Annotated in this window: 15 protein-coding genes; 9 read left to right on the forward strand and 6 right to left on the reverse strand. The window is 51.3% G+C overall.

Annotated elements, in window-relative coordinates:
• Positions 1 to 54: 54 nt before the first annotated feature.
• Positions 55 to 1,278 carry a cysteine desulfurase gene (locus KKH67_02175; GenBank protein MBU1317981.1) on the reverse strand — a complete coding sequence of 408 codons (1,224 nt, stop codon included), beginning with the start codon at positions 1,276 to 1,278 and terminating at the stop codon, positions 55 to 57.
• Between the two features lie 109 nt (positions 1,279 to 1,387).
• Positions 1,388 to 1,792, reverse strand: a complete 405-nt coding sequence (locus KKH67_02180; protein ID MBU1317982.1) for an iron-sulfur cluster assembly scaffold protein — start codon at positions 1,790 to 1,792, stop codon at positions 1,388 to 1,390.
• A gap of 247 nt (positions 1,793 to 2,039) precedes the next feature.
• On the opposite strand from KKH67_02180, the gene pdxS reads away from it, so the two are divergent.
• Positions 2,040 to 2,918, forward strand: a complete 879-nt coding sequence (gene pdxS / locus KKH67_02185) for a pyridoxal 5'-phosphate synthase lyase subunit PdxS (protein ID MBU1317983.1) — start codon at positions 2,040 to 2,042, stop codon at positions 2,916 to 2,918.
• Between the two features lie 78 nt (positions 2,919 to 2,996).
• Positions 2,997 to 3,566 (forward strand): pyridoxal 5'-phosphate synthase glutaminase subunit PdxT, encoded by a 570-nt coding sequence (gene pdxT / locus KKH67_02190; GenBank protein MBU1317984.1) that lies wholly within the window; start codon positions 2,997 to 2,999, stop codon positions 3,564 to 3,566.
• Between the two features lie 74 nt (positions 3,567 to 3,640).
• Here the strand turns inward: pdxT and KKH67_02195 are convergent, their stop codons facing one another.
• Together KKH67_02195 and KKH67_02200 are read right to left on the reverse strand one after the other, a co-directional pair.
• The gene (locus KKH67_02195) at positions 3,641 to 4,483 is read right to left on the reverse strand and encodes a PAS domain S-box protein (GenBank protein MBU1317985.1); all 843 of its coding nucleotides are present in this window, start codon (positions 4,481 to 4,483) and stop codon (positions 3,641 to 3,643) included.
• A 200-nt stretch (positions 4,484 to 4,683) separates the two neighbouring features.
• The gene (locus tag KKH67_02200) at positions 4,684 to 5,157 is read right to left on the reverse strand and encodes a PTS sugar transporter subunit IIA (protein MBU1317986.1); all 474 of its coding nucleotides are present in this window, start codon (positions 5,155 to 5,157) and stop codon (positions 4,684 to 4,686) included.
• A 524-nt stretch (positions 5,158 to 5,681) separates the two neighbouring features.
• Here KKH67_02200 and KKH67_02205 point away from each other — a divergent pair.
• Together KKH67_02205 and KKH67_02210 are read left to right on the forward strand one after the other, a co-directional pair.
• A complete protein-coding gene (locus tag KKH67_02205; GenBank protein ID MBU1317987.1) occupies positions 5,682 to 11,000 on the forward strand; it encodes a T9SS type A sorting domain-containing protein in 5,319 nt (1,772 codons plus the stop codon).
• Between the two features lie 70 nt (positions 11,001 to 11,070).
• Positions 11,071 to 12,117, forward strand: coding sequence for a T9SS type A sorting domain-containing protein (locus KKH67_02210; GenBank protein ID MBU1317988.1), 1,047 nt, complete (start codon positions 11,071 to 11,073; stop codon positions 12,115 to 12,117).
• Positions 12,118 to 12,206: 89 nt separating this feature from the next.
• Here KKH67_02210 and KKH67_02215 read toward each other — a convergent pair whose 3' ends face one another.
• Entirely contained in the window at positions 12,207 to 12,662 is a 456-nt protein-coding gene (locus tag KKH67_02215; protein ID MBU1317989.1) for a hypothetical protein, read from the reverse strand.
• A 125-nt stretch (positions 12,663 to 12,787) separates the two neighbouring features.
• On the reverse strand, positions 12,788 to 12,994 hold the full coding sequence (locus KKH67_02220) for a hypothetical protein (GenBank protein ID MBU1317990.1): 207 nt from the start codon (positions 12,992 to 12,994) through the stop codon (positions 12,788 to 12,790).
• Between the two features lie 506 nt (positions 12,995 to 13,500).
• Here KKH67_02220 and KKH67_02225 point away from each other — a divergent pair.
• The 5 genes from KKH67_02225 (at position 13,501) to KKH67_02245 (ending at position 18,539) form a co-directional block, all read left to right on the forward strand.
• Complete coding sequence (locus KKH67_02225) at positions 13,501 to 13,905, forward strand: phage tail assembly protein (GenBank protein MBU1317991.1); 405 nt, start codon at positions 13,501 to 13,503, stop codon at positions 13,903 to 13,905.
• Positions 13,906 to 14,165: 260 nt separating this feature from the next.
• Complete coding sequence (locus tag KKH67_02230; protein MBU1317992.1) at positions 14,166 to 15,035, forward strand: DUF4412 domain-containing protein; 870 nt, start codon at positions 14,166 to 14,168, stop codon at positions 15,033 to 15,035.
• Between the two features lie 140 nt (positions 15,036 to 15,175).
• Entirely contained in the window at positions 15,176 to 15,889 is a 714-nt protein-coding gene (locus tag KKH67_02235) for a hypothetical protein (protein ID MBU1317993.1), read from the forward strand.
• A 28-nt stretch (positions 15,890 to 15,917) separates the two neighbouring features.
• Positions 15,918 to 17,297, forward strand: coding sequence for a PEGA domain-containing protein (locus KKH67_02240; GenBank protein MBU1317994.1), 1,380 nt, complete (start codon positions 15,918 to 15,920; stop codon positions 17,295 to 17,297).
• Between the two features lie 138 nt (positions 17,298 to 17,435).
• On the forward strand, positions 17,436 to 18,539 hold the full coding sequence (locus KKH67_02245; GenBank protein ID MBU1317995.1) for a Stp1/IreP family PP2C-type Ser/Thr phosphatase: 1,104 nt from the start codon (positions 17,436 to 17,438) through the stop codon (positions 18,537 to 18,539).
• The last annotated feature ends 145 nt before the right edge of the window (positions 18,540 to 18,684 follow it).

Below are 18,684 nucleotides of genomic sequence, written 5' to 3' on the forward strand. Positions count from 1 at the left end.
ATGCTGTCACATGGACGCAGTCGATTGACTGACAGGCTAACAGGTGAACACCGCTCAATCGGCGTAGGGGTCTTTGCCTTTCAGCTTGTCGGAGTAGAGAGGCGACATAGCCAGAAGACGTGCAATCACTTCCGGCAGTGCAGATATGAGATGGTCGACTTCTTCGAAGGTATTGTCTTTTCCCATAGATACGGTCAGGGATCCGGAGCAGTACTCGACCGGGACGCCGATCGCTGTCAGGACATGAGAAGCAGCCAAATCTTCCTCGTCCTCACCTCGAAGATTTGAGGAGCATGCCGAGCCTGATGCACACATAACGCCCTTTATGTTCAGCATTAGCAGGAGTGATTCACCTTCAATATACTTGATCCAGAAACTCACATGACCGGGTATACGGTACATAGGATGGCCTGTGAATTCGAGAAATTCCACGTTCTTCTCCAGCCAATCCCACAGCTTAATCTGAAGATTCTTGAGATGGTCGATGCGGGTCGTCATTTCCTCGACTGCGAGCTCACACGCTTTCCCCATTCCGACTATTCCGGGCAGATTCTCTGTGCCGGACCTCATGCCGAACTCCTGCATCCCGCCTTCGATTTGGCACTTTATCAGATTGCCATTTCTCACATACAATGCGCCAACGCCCTTCGGTCCGTACATGTTGTGGGCGGAACAAGTCATCGCATCTACACCGAGTATTTCCACGTCGATAGGAATATTCCCGGCGGCTATTGCTGCATCCGAGTGGAAGAAGACCCCTCTCTTTCGCGTGAATCTGCCGATGTCTGCGATCTTCTGAATTGTGCCGATCTCGGAACTGGCAGTTTGAATAGTAATTAAGGCAGTGTCATCGCGCATTGCTTTGCGGACCGCCATCGGGTCTACCATGCCATACTTATCACATCCAACAAACGTCACTTCATAGCCGGACTCTCTAAGAGCTGGAAATTGGTTCAGGATCGAGTAATGCTCGACTGAGGATGCGACGATGTGTTTGCCTTTGCCCTGATTCGCCTGCAGGAATCCCTTGACAGCAAGGTTGTTCGACTCTGTTGCAGATGAAGTGAAGATAATCTCTTCAGGTTCGCTGTGAATCAGCCCAGCCACTTTCTCTCTGGCGTTGTCGAGCGCTTCTCCGGCAGCGACGCCCTGTTTGTGAACATGCGATGATGGATTGCCATACAGTTCAGAGAAATACGGCATCATCGCTTCGAGAACTCGTTTATCTACCGGGGTAGTCGACTGATGATCGAAATATATCATTCGGTTATCGGTCATTTGACTGGAATGCTTTTACAGGTGAGGGAGGCCGGATCGCGCCGCTCTTGCGCATGGTCAGTTTAGACAATGTGTTGCAGAGATCCCCCAACGCGGCTCCATTCAACTATCAGTCTCCGTCCGAACTCTTGCTTTTCTCTCTCTCCCTGAGTTCTTTAATCGCGCTTGCCAGAGCCTCTTCGACCATGACCGAGCAGTGGTGTTTCACTGGTGGCAGGCCGCCGAGTGCATCGATTACCTGTCTGTTCGTTATCTTTTCAGCTTCTTCGAGCGTTTTTCCCTTTACGATTTCTGTCAGCATGGAGGATGCCGCTATAGCCGCACCACAACCAAACGTCTTGAATTTGGCATCAACGATTCTGCCGTTTTCGACCTTGACATATAGGCGCATCATGTCGCCACAGGCTGGATTGCCTACATCGGCGATCGCGTCCGCATCAGCTATTTCGCCCATATTGCGCGGATTGCTGAAATGCTCCATCACCGTTTCGGAGTATGGGAATGTCTTAGCCATGAGAATCTCCAATCAAGCAAAACCGAAGGCTTTTTGCCTCAGTTTGTCCCGAAACATTATACATGAAATTCTGGCAAATCAAAGCGGAATTTCGTCCATTTTTAGTAAACAGGGACACACTTGGCGAGGATCATGCCGGGGCGGGGGAGCTGGCTGGGGGAGGTGCCGCATTTTTCAGTTTATTTTGGAGAAAACGCGTATTATATTAATAAGCTGTGTGATGTATTTCTGGCGAAAGAGGTGAGTTATGTATAGAGATTCAGAATGGCGGTTGAAGGTGGGGCTCGCCGAAATGCTCAAGGGTGGAGTCATCATGGACGTGACAAATCCTGAGCAGGCGAAGATTGCCGAGGATTCGGGAGCTGTTGCCGTTATGGCGCTTGAGCGTGTTCCCGCTGATATTCGCAAGCAGGGCGGCGTCGTCAGGATGGCCAGCGTCGATATCATAGCCCGCATTCAGGATATGGTCTCAATACCTGTAATGGCCAAATGCCGCATAGGGCACTTCGCAGAGGCTCAGCTCCTTCAAGAACTCAAGGTAGATTATATCGATGAATCTGAAGTGCTGACTCCTGCAGATGAGGAGTTCCATGTTGAAAAGTGGCACTTCAAAGTCCCGTTTGTCTGCGGCTGCAGAAATCTCGGCGAGGCGCTAAGGAGAATTGCAGAGGGAGCTGCTATGATCCGTACGAAGGGGGAGGCAGGCTCCGGAAATATCGTCGAGGCAGTCAGGCACATGCGAATGGTGATGTCTCATATCAGGCGCATGCAGGCAATGAACCCTGAGGAACTGAAGAAGGAAGCTCAGGAGATGCGGGTTCCCATCGAGATAGTCGAAGAAACGGCGAAGCTCGGCAAGTTACCGGTCCCGAATTTTGCAGCGGGTGGGATAGCAACCCCCGCGGATGCATCGCTAATGATGCAACTGGGTGCGGAGTCCGTGTTCGTCGGCAGCGGGATCTTCAAGTCATCTGATCCACCGGCGAGGGCAAAAGCAATCGTGGAGGCCACTACGTACTACGCCGATCCGAAGGCTGTACTCGACGCAACTCGTCCGCTCGGAGAAGCGATGGAAGGTCTCGATATCCGAGACATCCCGGACGACAAGCTGCTGCAAGTCAGATAAATCTATAGGCCCAGAGACAAGAGCTTCCGAAGGCCGGTGGGGATGCCTGTCGGCCCCGATCTTAGAAGGACTCCTGAAATGACGAAAGCACGAGTCGGCATCCTTGCCCTGCAGGGAGATTTCGCTTTGCATCAGGCGAAGTTTGCGCGCCTGGGCGCAAACGTCACCCTCGTCAAGACTACAAATGAGCTGTCGCAGATAGACCGACTTGTGATTCCCGGCGGAGAATCTACGACAATGCAACTATTGATGGACAGGTTCGGCCTCCGTCAGCCGGTCATCGCATTCGGTAAGGAGAAGCCAACCTGGGGAACATGTGCAGGGCTGATTCTGCTTGCGAGGGAGGTCGACAATCCGCTGATACGGCCGCTCGGACTGATCGATATTAAGGCGAAGCGAAACGCCTATGGGCGTCAAGTCGATTCGTTCATAGCAGATGGCACGGTGACGTTTGATCAGACAAGCTCCACCCTGGAGATGGTCTTCATTCGCGCACCGAAAATCATAGGCTATGCTGATTCAGTTATGCCACTCGGCTACTGTGACGGAGATGTAGTCGTAGCGCGCCAGGACAACATACTTGTCACATCATTTCATCCCGAACTCACCGATCAGACGATTGTCCATAAGTATTTTCTCGAAATGTAGCAGTGATTTGCTTATCCCATATTTGCTGGGTCATGGAAGGTCGGCAGAAGGGGCGCCGCGGTGATGGGGCTGGATCAGCTCTCCTCAAAGGCCTGATTACAAGGCTCCGGTTTGCGATTCCCATTTACGGACTGGTTGATCGGTTCCAGCAGATGCAAAGTGGTCCCGACATTAACTCCATTTCCTGAAATACTCGGCCTGGCGATGGCAGTATACTCAGGTACCTGTCCGTCGGTACCTGTGAGACGGACGAGTCCCCGCCATTGTGTCCGGCGGTGTTTCATAAGCACTTCAGCTATTGATTCTTCCGAATTCTGAAGCTGCACCAGACGTGCAATCGGGTTTCCGAAGATTTCACTGCGATCACATCCAAGAATCGACGACACTTGATTATTGGCATATGTAATTCGTCCCACAGTATCGATCCTGATGATAGGGATCGGTACTTCATTGAGAGTAGTCTCCAGTTCAATCAGCCTTGCCTCGGTTTGCTTCTGTTCTGTCACGTCGATAATCGTGCCAAGGATTGCCGGCTTTCCGTGAAACATGCATCGTACCCCTCTGGAGCGCACGTCGATGATTCGACCATCCTTACAGATCATCTTGAATTCAGAACAATCCTGGCTTGTTTCCCCTGCCATTCTTTTACTGATTCGCTCGTAGACCTCTTTACAAAATCTCGGCTCGATTATATCTTGAAGTGATAGTCCAGAGCGCTCATCTTCGGAATATCCAAGCAGGTTTTGTAGATGGGGATTGGCGAAGTGTATTTGAGTCTGATCGATGATGTAGATCCCAACGAGGGCATTATCAACAAGAGTTCTGTATTTGCGTTCGGATTCGACTACAAGCTGTCTGACGACATTTTGCGTAGCGTCATCCGTAATCTCTTCTTCAAGGAATTCCGATTTTGTCATAATAATTGCTGCTGTTCTGCCAAATGGTGTCAATCTCGCTCGATACTAAATCTATCGGTTCACACCTGAAAATCTTGACTCTGAGCTGCCGCGCTGGAGCACGCATATCTGATTCGGAGAGTCGTTTGACTGAATCACTGTCTCAGTACTTCGGATGGAATTCGTCAGTTGTCACATGAGGCAGAGTGGGACGCTGTGCCCTATTCGAGCTCCTTGAAAGCGCGTATCACCAAGTGGGGGTCAGAAGCCTCTATCAGATTCTCCACAAACCCGGGGTAGTTTATGCGTTCTGCGAGGGACCTGAATACTTTCAGATATAGATTGTCATCGTATGGGGGCGCGGCCATACAGAAAAAGAGCCTGACGGGCTTGCCGTCCGGAGCATCAAACTCGTATCCATCTGCATGTCGTCCTACTGCCAGAATGAACTCTTTTGCCTGCATAGTTCTTACGTGAGGAATAGCGATTTGCCTGCCGATTGCAGTTGTGGCTTTCTTTTCACGATTGAATAGATCGCTTGATAGTTTCTTTTTGTTGGAGACTTTTCCTGAATGGTCGAGAAGGTCGGTCAACTCCGACAATATGGTCTCTTTTATGTTGAGAATCTGTCTCTTTGAATAGCCGTTTTCGCCCTCAGGCGGACTGAACTCCGACTCCATTTCGAGCTTTATCATCTCCGGGCTCATGTATCGCGATATGTTCAAGCTAATCCTTTCGTAAACAGAATGTTACGCTACTTATAGTATCGCAAGATACCGGCAGGAACTTGAATAGTCAAACCGAAAAATTACTAAAATGGAAGTATTGTGCTCTCGTAACACCTCTTTTTATGCGGGTTTGAGGTTGAACTAAGTTTGAGCAGTTCCTGTAACTCATTGTGGGGAAAGAGGCTGTAGGTGTTCTTGCGGCCAAGTTTTCCCTTGACATAGAGGGACTTCGTGTTATATTTAGCGTGCCGTTAGTGATCTGCCCGGGGGAGGGCGAATCACCGTTGTTCTGAGAATAGGATTACTTACTTCTTTTCTGTACCCTACGTCGAGTTGTTGGTGTCTGAGGCTCGAATATATTTGATCAAGATTATAGTTGTATTTTAGCGTTTTTTTCATCGCTCGAAGGAGGTGAAACACTAAGCAAGAATCGATTTCTCTTAGTCCTTAAATCGCCACAAACAATTTGAAACTTTCTTAGGAGGAGTTTGATGAAAACAATACGTTGCTTAGCGATTACCCTGCTGTTGGCAATCGTTATTGTAGCTCCAGCCCTCGCCCAGGACACCGGCGTCCCGGACACCCTTCGTTTTGTGCCGTCGTCCGGTACATGGACGATAGACACAGATGCTGATTCACTGTTTACAGTAGAGATCTGGGGATGGACCGACCAGACGGTTAAGGGTTTGTCGTTGCCGTTTATACTGACCAGTGGCACAGGGCATGATGATTCTCTGGTTGTTGCAAAGGACTGGACCCCGGCGATATCGGCTGACATTCCCACGTTCGGGTTCAGTCACATCGACGGCACAGCGTTTCCTGCGGCTCTCCACAATGATTACAATGGCTTTCTGATCGGAATGGTGAATCTGTTCACGCCGATTTTCCCGGTGAATACTCCAACTAAGTTTGGAGATTTGACCATGACAATGCTCGATCCGGCAAACTCGTCTTGCGAGTTTGACCTTGTGATTGATTCGTTGTTCTTCCCACCGGCAGGCCCTTTCAAATTTACGGCAGGAATAGGCTATCCGCCCCAGTTCGTAGGCACGACCATTCACGTGGTCAACAACCTGTGCACGCCTCCGGCAGCCGATCCGACCATTGGCGTTGATCCTGCATCATTCACTTTCAACGCCGTTCAGGGTGGATCGAATCCGGCCACGCAGGCTTTGAATATCAGCAACATTGGTGATGGCACTCTTAATTGGACCGTTGTCGATGATGCTGCCTGGCTGACGCTGAACCCGGCTTCCGGGACCGATGCAGGCAGCGTTACGCTGACAGTTGACATCACAGGACTTACTGCGAATACTTACAATGCGAACATTACAGTCTCCGATCCGGCTGCAACAAATGATCCGGTGACAGTGCCGGTGACTCTGGTTGTCGCACCTCCGCCTCCGACAATATTAGTCGATCCGACATCATTTACGTTTGATGCGGTGGAAGGCGGATCGAATCCGGCTAATCAGGCGCTCGCCATAAGCAATTCGGGTGGTGGCACGCTGAACTGGACGGTGTCGAAGACTCAAGCGTGGCTTACGCTGAATCCGGCATCGGGATCAGGAAATGGTTCATCGACGCTGTCGATTAACATCACTGGTCTCACAGCGGGTACATACAAGGATACCGTGACTGTGTCTGATCCAGCTGCGACGAATGATCCGGTGAAGGTGCCGGTGACACTGAATATAGCGGAACCGCCACCGACGATTGTGCTCGATCCTACGAGCTTTACGTTCAATGCTGTTCAGGATGGTGCAAATCCATCTGACCAGGCGCTGAACATTTCGAATGGTGGCGGCGGTACGCTTAACTGGACTGCTGGCGATGACGCCGCATGGCTGACCCTGGCTCCGGCTTCCGGATCAGGTGATGCAGCCGTTGCTGTCCAGGTTGATATTACAGGACTGACCGCGAACACATACAGTGCGACGATCACGGTTTCTGATCCAGCGGCTTCGAACAGTCCTCAGACCGCATCGGTCGAGCTGGTTGTCAGTGCGGCACCGCCGACGATCGTTCTTGATCTCGATAGCCTGACATTCACAGCTGTAGATGGTGGACCGAATCCTTCAGACCAGTTTATAATGGTCTCAAACAGCGGCGGCGGAGCTCTTTCCTGGACTGCTTCTGAAGTCGCCACCTGGCTGAGCGTGGCTCCGACGACGGGCACCGACGATGAGTCGTTCGCAGTCTCAGTAGATTTGTCTACTGTGACAGCGGGCACGTATTTGACGACCATCGACGTTGCTGATCCTTCAGCTACGAACAGTCCGCAGACCGCGAAAGTCGTTCTGTACGTCGAAGAGGCTCCGGCCATGATCGTTGTGACTCCAACGTCGTTCAGCTTCTCAGGTCAAGCCACAAAAGCTGATCCTCCTTCACAGATATTGTCGATCACTAATGGTGGTGGAGGGGCTCTAAACTGGACGGCAACTAACTTGGAAGCTTGGCTCAGTCTGGATCCGACTTCAGGTTCTGCTCCCAGTGACGTTGATGTATCAGTGACACTTGGTTCTCTTCCTGCAGGCGTGTACTATGACACGATAGTTGTGACGAGCGGTGACGCTACGAACAGCCCGGTAAAAGTACCGGTCATGCTGACCGTCAGCGATGCACCGACGCTGGTCGTCGATCCGAATGCTCTCGACTTCACGGCTACTGTCAACGGTTCTAATCCGTCAGATCAGCTTATAAGTATTACTTCAACGGATTCACCGAGTACCGAACTCGGCTGGTTAGCCTCGAATCTGACAGCTTGGCTGAGTCTCGATGCGGCGGGCGGAATGACTCCGTCAACTCTGACAGCCTCTGTCGATATCACAGGTCTTGCAGTCGGAGATTACGTAGACACTATCACAATAATGATGCCTGATGGTCCCGCAAAGGAATCCAGCACGGGCGACACAGTCAAGGTGTTAGTAAGTCTTCACGTTGATAACGGAAATCCTGAGATTGATCTCAATCCGAGTTTCTTCTCATTCTCATGGGAGATTGGCAGCCCGGCTCCGGCGAGTCAGGCGCTGAATATCACGAATGTCGGCACAGGCATCCTTGACTGGACGCTGACTACCGCGGGCGGCGGTTTCTGGCTCGATCCGGACGCCTTCAGCGGCACCGCTCCATCCATAGTCAATCTCTCGGTGGATACCGGCCCATCGCTGACTGCCGGTATGTACTACGATACGATTTTTGTCGCAGGCAATGCCTTCAATTCGCCTCAGATTGCCATTGCGCAACTTGAGGTGACAGAACCGCCGGTGCTCGACGAAGATACTGTCTGGGTCGGCACTGCGACCGGTATGCAGGGCGAAGATGTTGTCGTTCCGGTGATCTTCAAGAACATTGAAGAACTCAGCGGCATTACACTTCCGCTCACATTTGCCGGAAGTGCGAAGGCTGTGAATGGACTGACGTGCGACTCCGTTTCATTCCTTGGAACGAGAGTTGACTACCTTGCTATGAAACCTGTCTCAATCGATAACGGGTCTCAGACGATTCTTGTCGGCGCAATAGTCGGAGCAGAGAGTCTGATTCCGGTCGGCAAAGGACCGATGGCGTACCTGCACTTTACAATTGATGCAGCCGCCCCGGCAGGTGTCGTTCCGATTGACTCAGTGTTCATTCTTCCGGATAATGAGCTGCTGTTCGCAGACGCAGACGGCTTCCCGATCTATCCGCAATTCGTTGCCGGATCGATTGAAATTCAGGAAGCGCCGACACCATGTCTAGCGATCAACAGTGATTATTTCGAATTCGAAGCGCTCAATGGTGGCCCGAATCCGGCTGATCAGTATCTTGAGATCACAAACTGCGATGCCGGAACACTCGACTGGACTGTCAGCCCGAAGTTCGGCACCTGGTTGAGCCTCGATCCTACATCCGGCACCGGTGACGGTACGGTTACAATGGCAGTGGATTACACCGGCCTCGTCGATGGGATCTACTTTGATTCCATAACGGTCGATGCAGGCGATGCCACAAACTCACCATTGTATGTACATGTGCAGCTCACGATCACGACGCCGCCTCCGGAGATCATCGCCGGTACAGTCGAACTCTCGAATACGGACCCGGTCCCCAGCGCGACGGTCGAACTGTGGGATATGTATCCGAGCGGCATCATTCTCGCGTCGACCATGAGCGACGGCTCAGGAGCTTTCGACTTCGGTGCTATGTCCGGTGAGTATGATATCAGAGCCTACAAAGCCGGTTACTATCCGACAGTCGAGCATGTAGTGGGCCCGGATGCTAACGTTGTGATCGTTCTGAATCCGACCGGCTCAGTTATGCCGACCAACGAGTGGATCGATCTATACTGCGACGACGCGACACTCGATGAATATCTGATTCAGCCGGGTGATGTAGTTGAAGCTTACGATCCTGACGGTGTTCTCTGCGGCCAGTGGTTTGTCACTGCCGAGGGCACGTTCGGGTTCATGGCGGTGTACCGCGATGAGACCGTGACGACGCCCGGAATTGACGAAGGTTGTGATCCCGGTGATGAAGTGACTGTCAAGCTCAATGGCTTCGACGTCAGCAGCTTTGTCGATGGTGCTCCAATCATCTGGACCGAGAATGGCGCCCGCATTGAGGCCTGCTTCTATGCCTACACGATCGTGGAAGTCTGCCTCGATCTCATCGAGGGATGGAATCTGATCTCGTGGAATGTCGATACAGAGTCTGACGACATTCTTGATATTATAGACGGTATCCTACCGTATGTTGAGGTTGTCCTTGGTTTCGAACAGGGTGCGGGAACGTACGATCCTGATCTACCAGGATTCTCGACTCTCTTTACGCTTGATCACTATCACGGCTACTGGGTCTATGTCACTCAGAATGTTGAATTCTGTGTGACTGGTATGCCGGTAGATCCGTCGACACCGATCTACCTTGAAAACGGATGGAATCTCGCTTCCTATCTGCCGAACGTCACGTACCCGACACCTGATGCGCTCGCGTCGATTTATGCAAATGTCATCATTGTGCTCGGATTTGACGGCGTCGGTCTAACCTGGGATCCTGCGAATCCGGGAGCTTCCGACCTTACAGATATGGGTCCGGGCTTCGGATATTGGATCAAGCTCGATGCTGACGCGACTCTGACGTATCCGGCAAACGGTCCCGTTGCGATGTGGGTCAGCCAGCCTGATAACACATCCGCCAAGATCAGCACAATCTCCGGCGTCGTACCGACCACTCAGTGGATCGATGTATACGGCGGTAATGTGACCTTGGATGGTCTGCCGATTAGATCCGGAAGTACTATCGAAGCTGTCGATGCCAACGGTACTGTCTGCGGTGCCTTCAAGGCAACGGTAGGCGGCAAGTTCGGATTCATGCCGGTGTATGGTGATGATGCCTTGACACGCGGCACATCCGAAGGGCCGACGAGAAACGGCACCTTCCATCTGGTGATCGACGGTATCGAGACCGTTGAGGAATTCACCTGGTTGTCACACGGCGACCGCATTGAAGTCGGTTCACTCAACTCACTCGGCGGTTCGGGCGTGACAATCCCGAACGCTTACACACTGCGCCAGAACTATCCGAACCCGTTCAACCCGTCGACGAGCATCTCCTATGAGCTCGGCAACAGTGGTGATGTAAGACTGGCGATTTATAACCTTCTTGGTGAAGAAGTTAAGGTCCTGGTCAATGACTATCAGTCGGCCGGTGACTACACAATCGAATGGGATGGCACTGACCATAGTGGCAGAGTTGTCTCATCGGGCGTGTACTTCTATAAGATCTCCGCTGGAGATTTCACTGAAGCCAAGAAGATGATGTTGATGAAGTAGCAGCCAAATTAATGGCAGGGCGATGCAAAGTCGCCCTGCCGTGTCACGGAGGTGACTTTTGAGAAATCTGATGAAAATATCGCTAAGGCTGTTACCTTTGACGTTGTTGTTTGTTGTTTTGTTGTCGACCGCGTCAGGTCAGGTTGTTCCGACGAATGAGTGGGTTCATTTCTACAGTGCTAATACGACATTGAACAGCTCGCCCATTCCAGTCGGAGCTCTAATCGATGCCTATGATCCGGACGGAGTTCATTGCGGTGCTGACACCGTGAGGACTGCCGGAGAATACGGATTCATGAACGTGTATGCTGACGATAATATCACTACACCCGGTGTCGATGAGGGTGCCGATGAGGGTGATGATATCACGTTCTACATCAATGGTGTACTTGCTACGCCACTTGGGCCGGATGACGCTAATTATGTCAGCACATTCGCGATTCTCGAAGTCGACTTGGGTGTCAGCTATGAATTGGGGATTCTGCTGACTGCGCCATCAGACGATGGCGGATCGCCGAACACTTATGTCGACTACTCATTCGCCCTGACGAACACTGGCGAAGGAATCGATTTCTTCCACCTGGATGCCTGGTCCGAGGGCACCTGGACCGCTGAGTTAATTAGCCCTGCGACCACCGGCTATATGAATTCCGGTTCGGTGACGATGGTGACGGTTCGCCATCACATACCTGGTAGTGCTCTACCATTCGAGACCGACATATTGCATCTGTCCGCTACATCCGCAATGTCGCTCGAATCGACAATACTTGCGGACACGGCTCAGGTCACTACAACCGCCGAAACGAGTGCGGCAGGTGACCATGATCCCTTCATTCCGGGCGTGTTCGAGCTATTCCAGAACTATCCGAACCCGTTCAATCCCACGACTCGAATAGAATTTTCGCTCGAACGGGCAATGGATGTCGAACTCTCTGTCTACAATGTAATCGGACAGAAGATCGCTACGCTTACTGATGGATTCTACTCTGCCGGAACCTATGACATTGAATGGGATGCGACTGACGAAACTGGTCGCAAAGTGGCAAGCGGAATTTACTTCTACAGATTGACCACAGACGATTATTCTCGCACGCGTAAGATGATGCTTATGAAATAAAGACCCTGTCCTGTTGTTGTTTTAGAAGGCTTCTTCGTAATCGAAGAAGCCTTTTCTTACCGATATGGATATTCCAGGGTATGCGGTTTTCAACGCCCGTCGAGGACCACGCGCATCAAGATGCTTTGAAACCTGCGATAATCTCTGAAGAATGTGATCGAATCACTTGAACCGGTCCAGAAAGCAGGCTTCTTATAGCTGTTCATCGCGTCGCCCATTCGAGGAATCTCCGTATCGATCGGCGAAGCCGATTCCTCCAGGCTGGGGTGCTCACAGGCACGTACTTTCCAGAGCATTCTCTGCGGCTGGCACACATTCAACGTGACCGAGATGTCCACAGTATCCGTTCTACGGTCATTCTGTTCAATCATGGATGTGGCGGAAGGGGAGTGGTGAAGGCGATGTCCGGCGATATGCATGGTCGGAAGTTGCTGCTCGCGATTGTCAGCCTCTGCGTCAACGATGATATCGCAGGTTATCAGTTCATCGCTGAACTGGGTGAGTATTCGATCACTCAGGCTTAGATTTCGAATGCTGCTGCACATCTTGCCTTTCCGGCTCCATTGTCGAATGTCAGATCAAGATCGAATTGTAAGACTTTGATGGGGGGCTGTCAATGCATTACCAGGGAGATAATGTCCTACCGACCGGCAGTGCGAAATGAACCGAATCAATCGACCTTTATACTGTTTTCGAGAAGCACGTGTGCGACCACTCTTTCCAACTCCTCGAGAGTTACATCACTCGCATCCTTCCTGTTGAGATGTTCCTGCAGACGCGACATTACAATTTGTCTCAGTTCATTCGAGTCTGCCGGAAGATTGATAACGAGTTCTCCTGACACTTTATCGAATTCTATGAATCTTTGCTCTTCCAAAATAAGACCTCAGTGATTGGAGAGGTTTATGTCCAAACTCAATACGTGAGTTCTTTGGTTCCATTTCAATAACAACGCCTGATTTAGTGAAGTTCCCCCCAAAAAAATAGGCATTCGGATGTCGTGCTTGTGTGTGTTCTCGTGATGTCTGCCAGCTAGTTGGCAAAAAAGCGCATTTTTTGGATTGACATTAAGGGAGCCACATCTTTCTTTACCTAGCGTGAAAGGGTATCACGGGCGAATCAACGTCTGTTCTCCGGCGATTTCGTCAGAGTGACGCGCCAGCACGGTTGGCCACTGTCTATAGACCCCGGATTTTGGCAGCAAGTCGGGGTTGATAGTCCGGGAGGCTCGATCATCATGACGGATTGAATCGGAAGCGGGAGCTGCAACAGTCGATCGCCTCTGAGAGAGCTTGTGCGGGTTGTCTGATCAGGGCTAATGTGAGGACAAGCCCGCTGATCTGTTTTCGGCTCTCACTGATATGAAATTCGGAGAGTTATACGATGGAAGAAACGATCCTCGAAGCTGCGTCCGCCAGCAAATCGCCATTTTCTACGGAGTTTGAGTTTACATTGCCACGTGGGTACATTGATGCTGACGGGAATGTCCATGGAGATGGTGTGATGCGCCTCGCGAATGCAAAGGACGAAATAGCTCCCCTGTCTGATCCGCGAGTACGAGCAAACAAAGCTTACCTTGTGATTCTGATACTGTCGCGAGTCATCGTCAGGCTTGGTTCCGTCACCGATGTAACTCCGGAAGTAGTCGAGGAATTATTCTCTGCAGATTTGTCATATTTGCAGGAGTTTTACCGCAGAATCAACGGGGAAGGCGATCTGGCTATTCCTGCATCCTGCCCCTCTTGCGGGCACAAATTTGATGTGGAGTTTAGTTGCCTGGGAAAATGACGAGCTACCCCCGGGATCGGATTTTTCGGGAGGTAGCTTATCTTGCGTACCATTTCCACTGGAGCCTCGATGAGATCATGGAGCTTGATCACAAAACGCGACACCGCTTCATTCATGAGGTTTCAGAGATAAATCGAAAGATCAACAAGAGCGAGGGGAGTGAATCGCCCCAACAAGCAGAAGACAAGAGAGAATCAACCTAAACTGGATTGCCGATCGGTGGTCCCAACAATGACAGAGGCGTAAGAAGAGGAGTGAGCATGCTAAAGAGAATCGTATTACTGATGCTCGTGGGAGTTATGGTATTCGGTTGTTCATCGGAGAAATCCGAAACGACCCCTGTGGCAAAGACTCAGAATGCCCCAAAACCGGATTCAGATGTTGCAATATCTTACACAATGCTTGTATCCGGCATACCGATGATGGGGGAAATGACTTTCAATCAGCGTTATCTCACAGATGGTGAAATCGGCAGAGTTGAAATGGAGTCAATCATACCTGTTGGCGATCAGGTCAGAACATCCGAATTCGCGACCATCGTTGATCTCGATAACCAGATGGTGCATTACGTGAACGATGCTGCTAAGACATTTGCCAGTGTTCCGTTCCCGGACTCTGCGAGCATTCCACCCGTGACCTCTCCCGAGATAACCATCAAGGCGGAGTGGACCGGCCAGGTCGACAGCATGGTGGGAATCCAGTGCGAAGAGAGAGATGTTGCTTTCACAGTATCGTACAAAGTCAGAGATCAGGATGTCACCACCTCAATGAGCGGTAAGCTGTGGGTAAGCAAGGACTTCCCTGGCTACAACACCTTTCTTGCATTTCAAGCGAAGTCTCTTGAGAAGCTGACTGACAGCAGGATGCAGAGTGGCGGATTTCTCGATTTCCTGACAAGATTCAATCTGAGCAGGGAGAACCTCGATTCACTCTATGCCGCGCTCGGCGGATTCCCATTCGGCGGGGATCTCGAATTCAAGATAAATGAGGGACTGCCCCAGTCATTTGATTTGAAGACCAAACTTGAGGTCACAGACGTTAGCACCGACAATCTCGACACTGAGATATTTGCAGTGCCTGAAGACTACACGCCGGTAGATTTATCGCAAGTCATGGCTCCTCCGAAGTAGAGAGAGCCGATTTGTGATTCTGTTTGAATAGAAGTAAGTTGTATGCGGCAGCGGCGCGTCAAGAGGCAGCAAAGCCCAATTTGATTCCATGACGCCCCGCTGCCGCAGCAGTTTTAAGATTCCATTGACGGATGCAGAGTATGGACGATGTCTGGATCAGGACCGTTCGACAACTGGAGAAGGAACTCGCAGACTATAGGCTGCTGAAAGCTCAGAGTTCATCTGAGCGTTACTCGACGGTCTCAGATGCTATGGTGCAGGACCTTGATGGAGCAAAGGCGCTGCTCGATCAGAAATACGCGCAGATTATCGGATTCATGGCTGGCCTCTCAGACGACAGCGTCGAGTTCGACTGCGACCTCGAATGCGCGGCTATAGTAGTCTCGCGAAAAAGCGGAACGTCCTACATATTTGGACCGCAATCTGTGTCATCATCGGCTCCCTATCTATCGTCGGAACTGATCGGATTCATTGCCGACCATCTCCAGAATGGAAATCCTGCCTCGCCGTCAACTCGGGATTCAAGCGGCAGCCATGCACTCGGCCTGCCGCATGAGCACCCGGTACACGAGTCCGTTCCGGGATCACGTTCGATGCTGATGCTGGACGGATCAGACTGGGCGCATCGAGGGTCGGTCCTCGCGGACTACTTCGACGCAAAGCAGGCGATTCGAGATCGTATGATTGAGCACTGCGATCAGGACATTGGACGGCGCGACTCGCAGGTTATCTGCACGCCGGGTGCGCTCCGATTTGCTCGAGAAATCGAAGAGCTAAGAGAGATTGGTCACACTCCTCCAGTGGACGTCGAATGTATCCCAACAACTCCTGACTTTGAATTCTTATCATGGTGATTATGAGTTTCATTCAATCGGAGATGGAATGTTGATCCCCTGGCACAACCGCACATCGCTTGCATTAGCAGCATTGATTTCATTTCCGATCATCATTGCTCTTGGTGTCGCAGGCTGCGGTGGTAATGATGACTCTTCAAGCCATCATGCGGACTTGGAGAGCCTCGGATTGAGCGAGCCTGAAGGGCCGTTTATCCTATGGGTGAACAGCTACCCGGAAGGAGCCACAGTGTCGTTGAACGGCGAGACGTACGGTAGAACACCGCTCACCGTGAAAGCCATTCGGCCCGGAGAATATCGCATGCACTTGCAGTTGGCACCATTTCGTCAGATAGACACTATCATTTCAATGGTGGATGGTCAACAGGCGAAACTCGCGCCATTTGTCTTCGAGCGAAGGCTGATACTCGAAAGCAATCCTCCCGGTGCTGCCATAATAATGAACGGAGCGGAAACCGGAAAACATACGCCATTTGAATTGGACCTGCCAGCGACCGACACGATTAACTTCAGCTTCCTGTATGCAGGTTTCGAGCCGATGTGGCTCTCAGCAGTTAGTCCTGCTGCTGACGAAGCGAATATCCCTGTAGGCCAGTACTGGGAATTCGAGACCGATTCATCCTCCGGTACGCAACGATACATCGGGTCTTTCACCAGAGAGGTCACCATTAAGACGATGCCGAGTGGAGTTGCAATCATACTTATTAGGAATGACTCGCTGGTAGGTTACTCTGATGCGCCAATACAGCTTCCTTGTGGGGAGAGAGGTTACAGACTGAACAAGTCCGGTTTCAATGGAATCAACATCTTGCCGTACATTACGCCAAAGTCACAGCCAGTCTACGTTCACGAACTGACAAGGCAAATCCGAATCGGCGCTGTGGACGCCAATGGCTCTCCAGACGCAGACATTGGTGCAGACATTCTCCGTGCAGAACGGGGATACTTTGTCTCGTTCCTGGATGCTGTCACCCCTGCTACTCTGACACTTGTTGGGGCGGAGCAAAGACTGTTCCTCTCTGCGATTGGCTTTGAGGATACATCCGTCGTCATTGGGGCTGATGACACATTGCAGATCGTGCGGATGCGCAAGGTATCTGCCGGTGTCCGCGCACATACTGATGCCGCACACAAACCCTCTCCCGGGATTGGCAGAGTGGAGCTTTTCATTCGTGACAGAGAGACAAACCAGAAGATCGAGGGAGCAGAAATCATTGCAAAGATAAAGTCAGAGGACAGGATGGTCCTCCTTGGAGTGACTGATAGCATGGGGCAATTCTCTCAGGATCTGCCTCCCGGGGACTACGAGTTCAGGATCAGTGTTAGCGATTACAAAACTGAGAAGAAAAAGCATAGTGTGAAGGCAGGGGACTCGAAAACTCTTGAAATTCTGCTGAAACGGGAGTGACACAGTCACCCAGGCATTGCATGTATGGTCATTTGCCAATAATTCACTTGATTGTCAGTTGGGACTGATGTCAGATATGGTGATCGGAGTAATTTTTGTTGTTGATTGTTTTAGCAATAATCGTTTTTAGGTGATGTAATGTTACAGGTTCAACTCTTGGGGAAGACCGACGTTGGTCGGCAGCGCGAAATTAATGAAGATCGTTACGGGCTTGTCGAGTCTCGAAATCTGGCTGTTGTCTGTGACGGGATGGGCGGACATGCTGCAGGCGAGGTAGCGTCTCAGTGTGCCGTTGATACCATAAGTGCCCTGTATCTGGACATGGAACTGCCTCCCGGCTCTGAGGCGGCATTCGATCTGCCCGTTGAATTTAGCGAGGAGGGGAGGCGGCTTGTCTCCGCAATCAGGATTGCCAATACGCGCATTTATGAGAAATCGGATGCGAATCCGACCCTTGCGGGTATGGGGACAACTATCGTCGCAGTGGTATTCCATGACAATCGCATGTCAATCTGCCACGTCGGGGATTCCAGAGCCTATCGGTTCAGGAATGGAGTTCTGAAGCAACTGACTAATGATCACTCGCTTGTAGGCGAGCTCGTGGCGAGCAAGCAGATATCGCCCGAAGAGGCAAGAGATTTCCCCAACAAGAATGTTATCACAAGAGCTCTCGGCGTCAGAGAGAGAGTGAAGATTGACCTTCGCGAAGAGGGGATAGCGCCCGGAGATATCTTCCTGCTCTGCAGCGATGGGCTTACAGGGTGCCTTCCAGATACGGAAATACTTGGGATTATCTCGGCTGCAAGTGAAGATCTCCATAAGATTGCCAACGATCTGATTGATGGCGCCAATAATGGAGGGGGAGACGACAACATCACCTGCGCGCTGGTTCGAGTTGACAGCGCCCGTGCCGCCGATGAATCTGACCCCGGTCTTGAGACGATCACTTTCCCGGAAGAGAATGACTTGGAACTGGCTGCTCAGAAAATAGTCGCCGACTTCCTCGACAATATGCCGGAGGAGAAAGAGGAAACACCGGTTCCCGATGAGGTCCCATCCGAGGAGCTCACGAATATGACCACAGAAGAGAGGGATCTCTCTGAAATATTCGAACCCAAGGGGCACTCTGCCAATTTCCTGCTTGGCCTGATTCTCGTGCTCGTCGTCGCCTGCGTGGCCGTCCTCGTGTTTGACATCGCCGGAGCGCGAGAATTCACCTGGAACTTTCTGGGGCTGAATTGACAAAAGGCGCTGCCGTGCGTCATTTTCGTTGGCAAATAGTGATATCTAGTAACGAATTACGCTGCTTGATTGCTGGAGTAAATCTGACAGAGACAGGATAATGCCGGACTTCGCTGGGCGCTTTGCTCGGAGGTCAATACCTGCA

This window comes from Candidatus Zixiibacteriota bacterium (genome assembly GCA_018820315.1).
Lineage (GTDB): Bacteria > Zixibacteria > MSB-5A5 > JAABVY01 > JAHJOQ01 > JAHJOQ01.

Coding starts and splice junctions, on each gene's coding strand:
- KKH67_02175 (MBU1317981.1), bottom strand. CDS start 1,278: ATGACCGATAACCGAATGATATATTTCGATCATCAGTCGACTACCCCG.
- KKH67_02245 (MBU1317995.1), top strand. CDS start 17,436: ATGTTACAGGTTCAACTCTTGGGGAAGACCGACGTTGGTCGGCAGCGC.
- KKH67_02180 (MBU1317982.1), bottom strand. CDS start 1,792: ATGGCTAAGACATTCCCATACTCCGAAACGGTGATGGAGCATTTCAGC.
- KKH67_02240 (MBU1317994.1), top strand. CDS start 15,918: ATGTTGATCCCCTGGCACAACCGCACATCGCTTGCATTAGCAGCATTG.
- pdxT (MBU1317984.1), top strand. CDS start 2,997: ATGACGAAAGCACGAGTCGGCATCCTTGCCCTGCAGGGAGATTTCGCT.
- KKH67_02210 (MBU1317988.1), top strand. CDS start 11,071: ATGAAAATATCGCTAAGGCTGTTACCTTTGACGTTGTTGTTTGTTGTT.
- KKH67_02205 (MBU1317987.1), top strand. CDS start 5,682: ATGAAAACAATACGTTGCTTAGCGATTACCCTGCTGTTGGCAATCGTT.
- KKH67_02225 (MBU1317991.1), top strand. CDS start 13,501: ATGGAAGAAACGATCCTCGAAGCTGCGTCCGCCAGCAAATCGCCATTT.
- KKH67_02230 (MBU1317992.1), top strand. CDS start 14,166: ATGCTAAAGAGAATCGTATTACTGATGCTCGTGGGAGTTATGGTATTC.
- KKH67_02215 (MBU1317989.1), bottom strand. CDS start 12,662: ATGTGCAGCAGCATTCGAAATCTAAGCCTGAGTGATCGAATACTCACC.
- KKH67_02200 (MBU1317986.1), bottom strand. CDS start 5,157: ATGATAAAGCTCGAAATGGAGTCGGAGTTCAGTCCGCCTGAGGGCGAA.
- pdxS (MBU1317983.1), top strand. CDS start 2,040: ATGTATAGAGATTCAGAATGGCGGTTGAAGGTGGGGCTCGCCGAAATG.
- KKH67_02235 (MBU1317993.1), top strand. CDS start 15,176: ATGGACGATGTCTGGATCAGGACCGTTCGACAACTGGAGAAGGAACTC.
- KKH67_02195 (MBU1317985.1), bottom strand. CDS start 4,483: ATGACAAAATCGGAATTCCTTGAAGAAGAGATTACGGATGACGCTACG.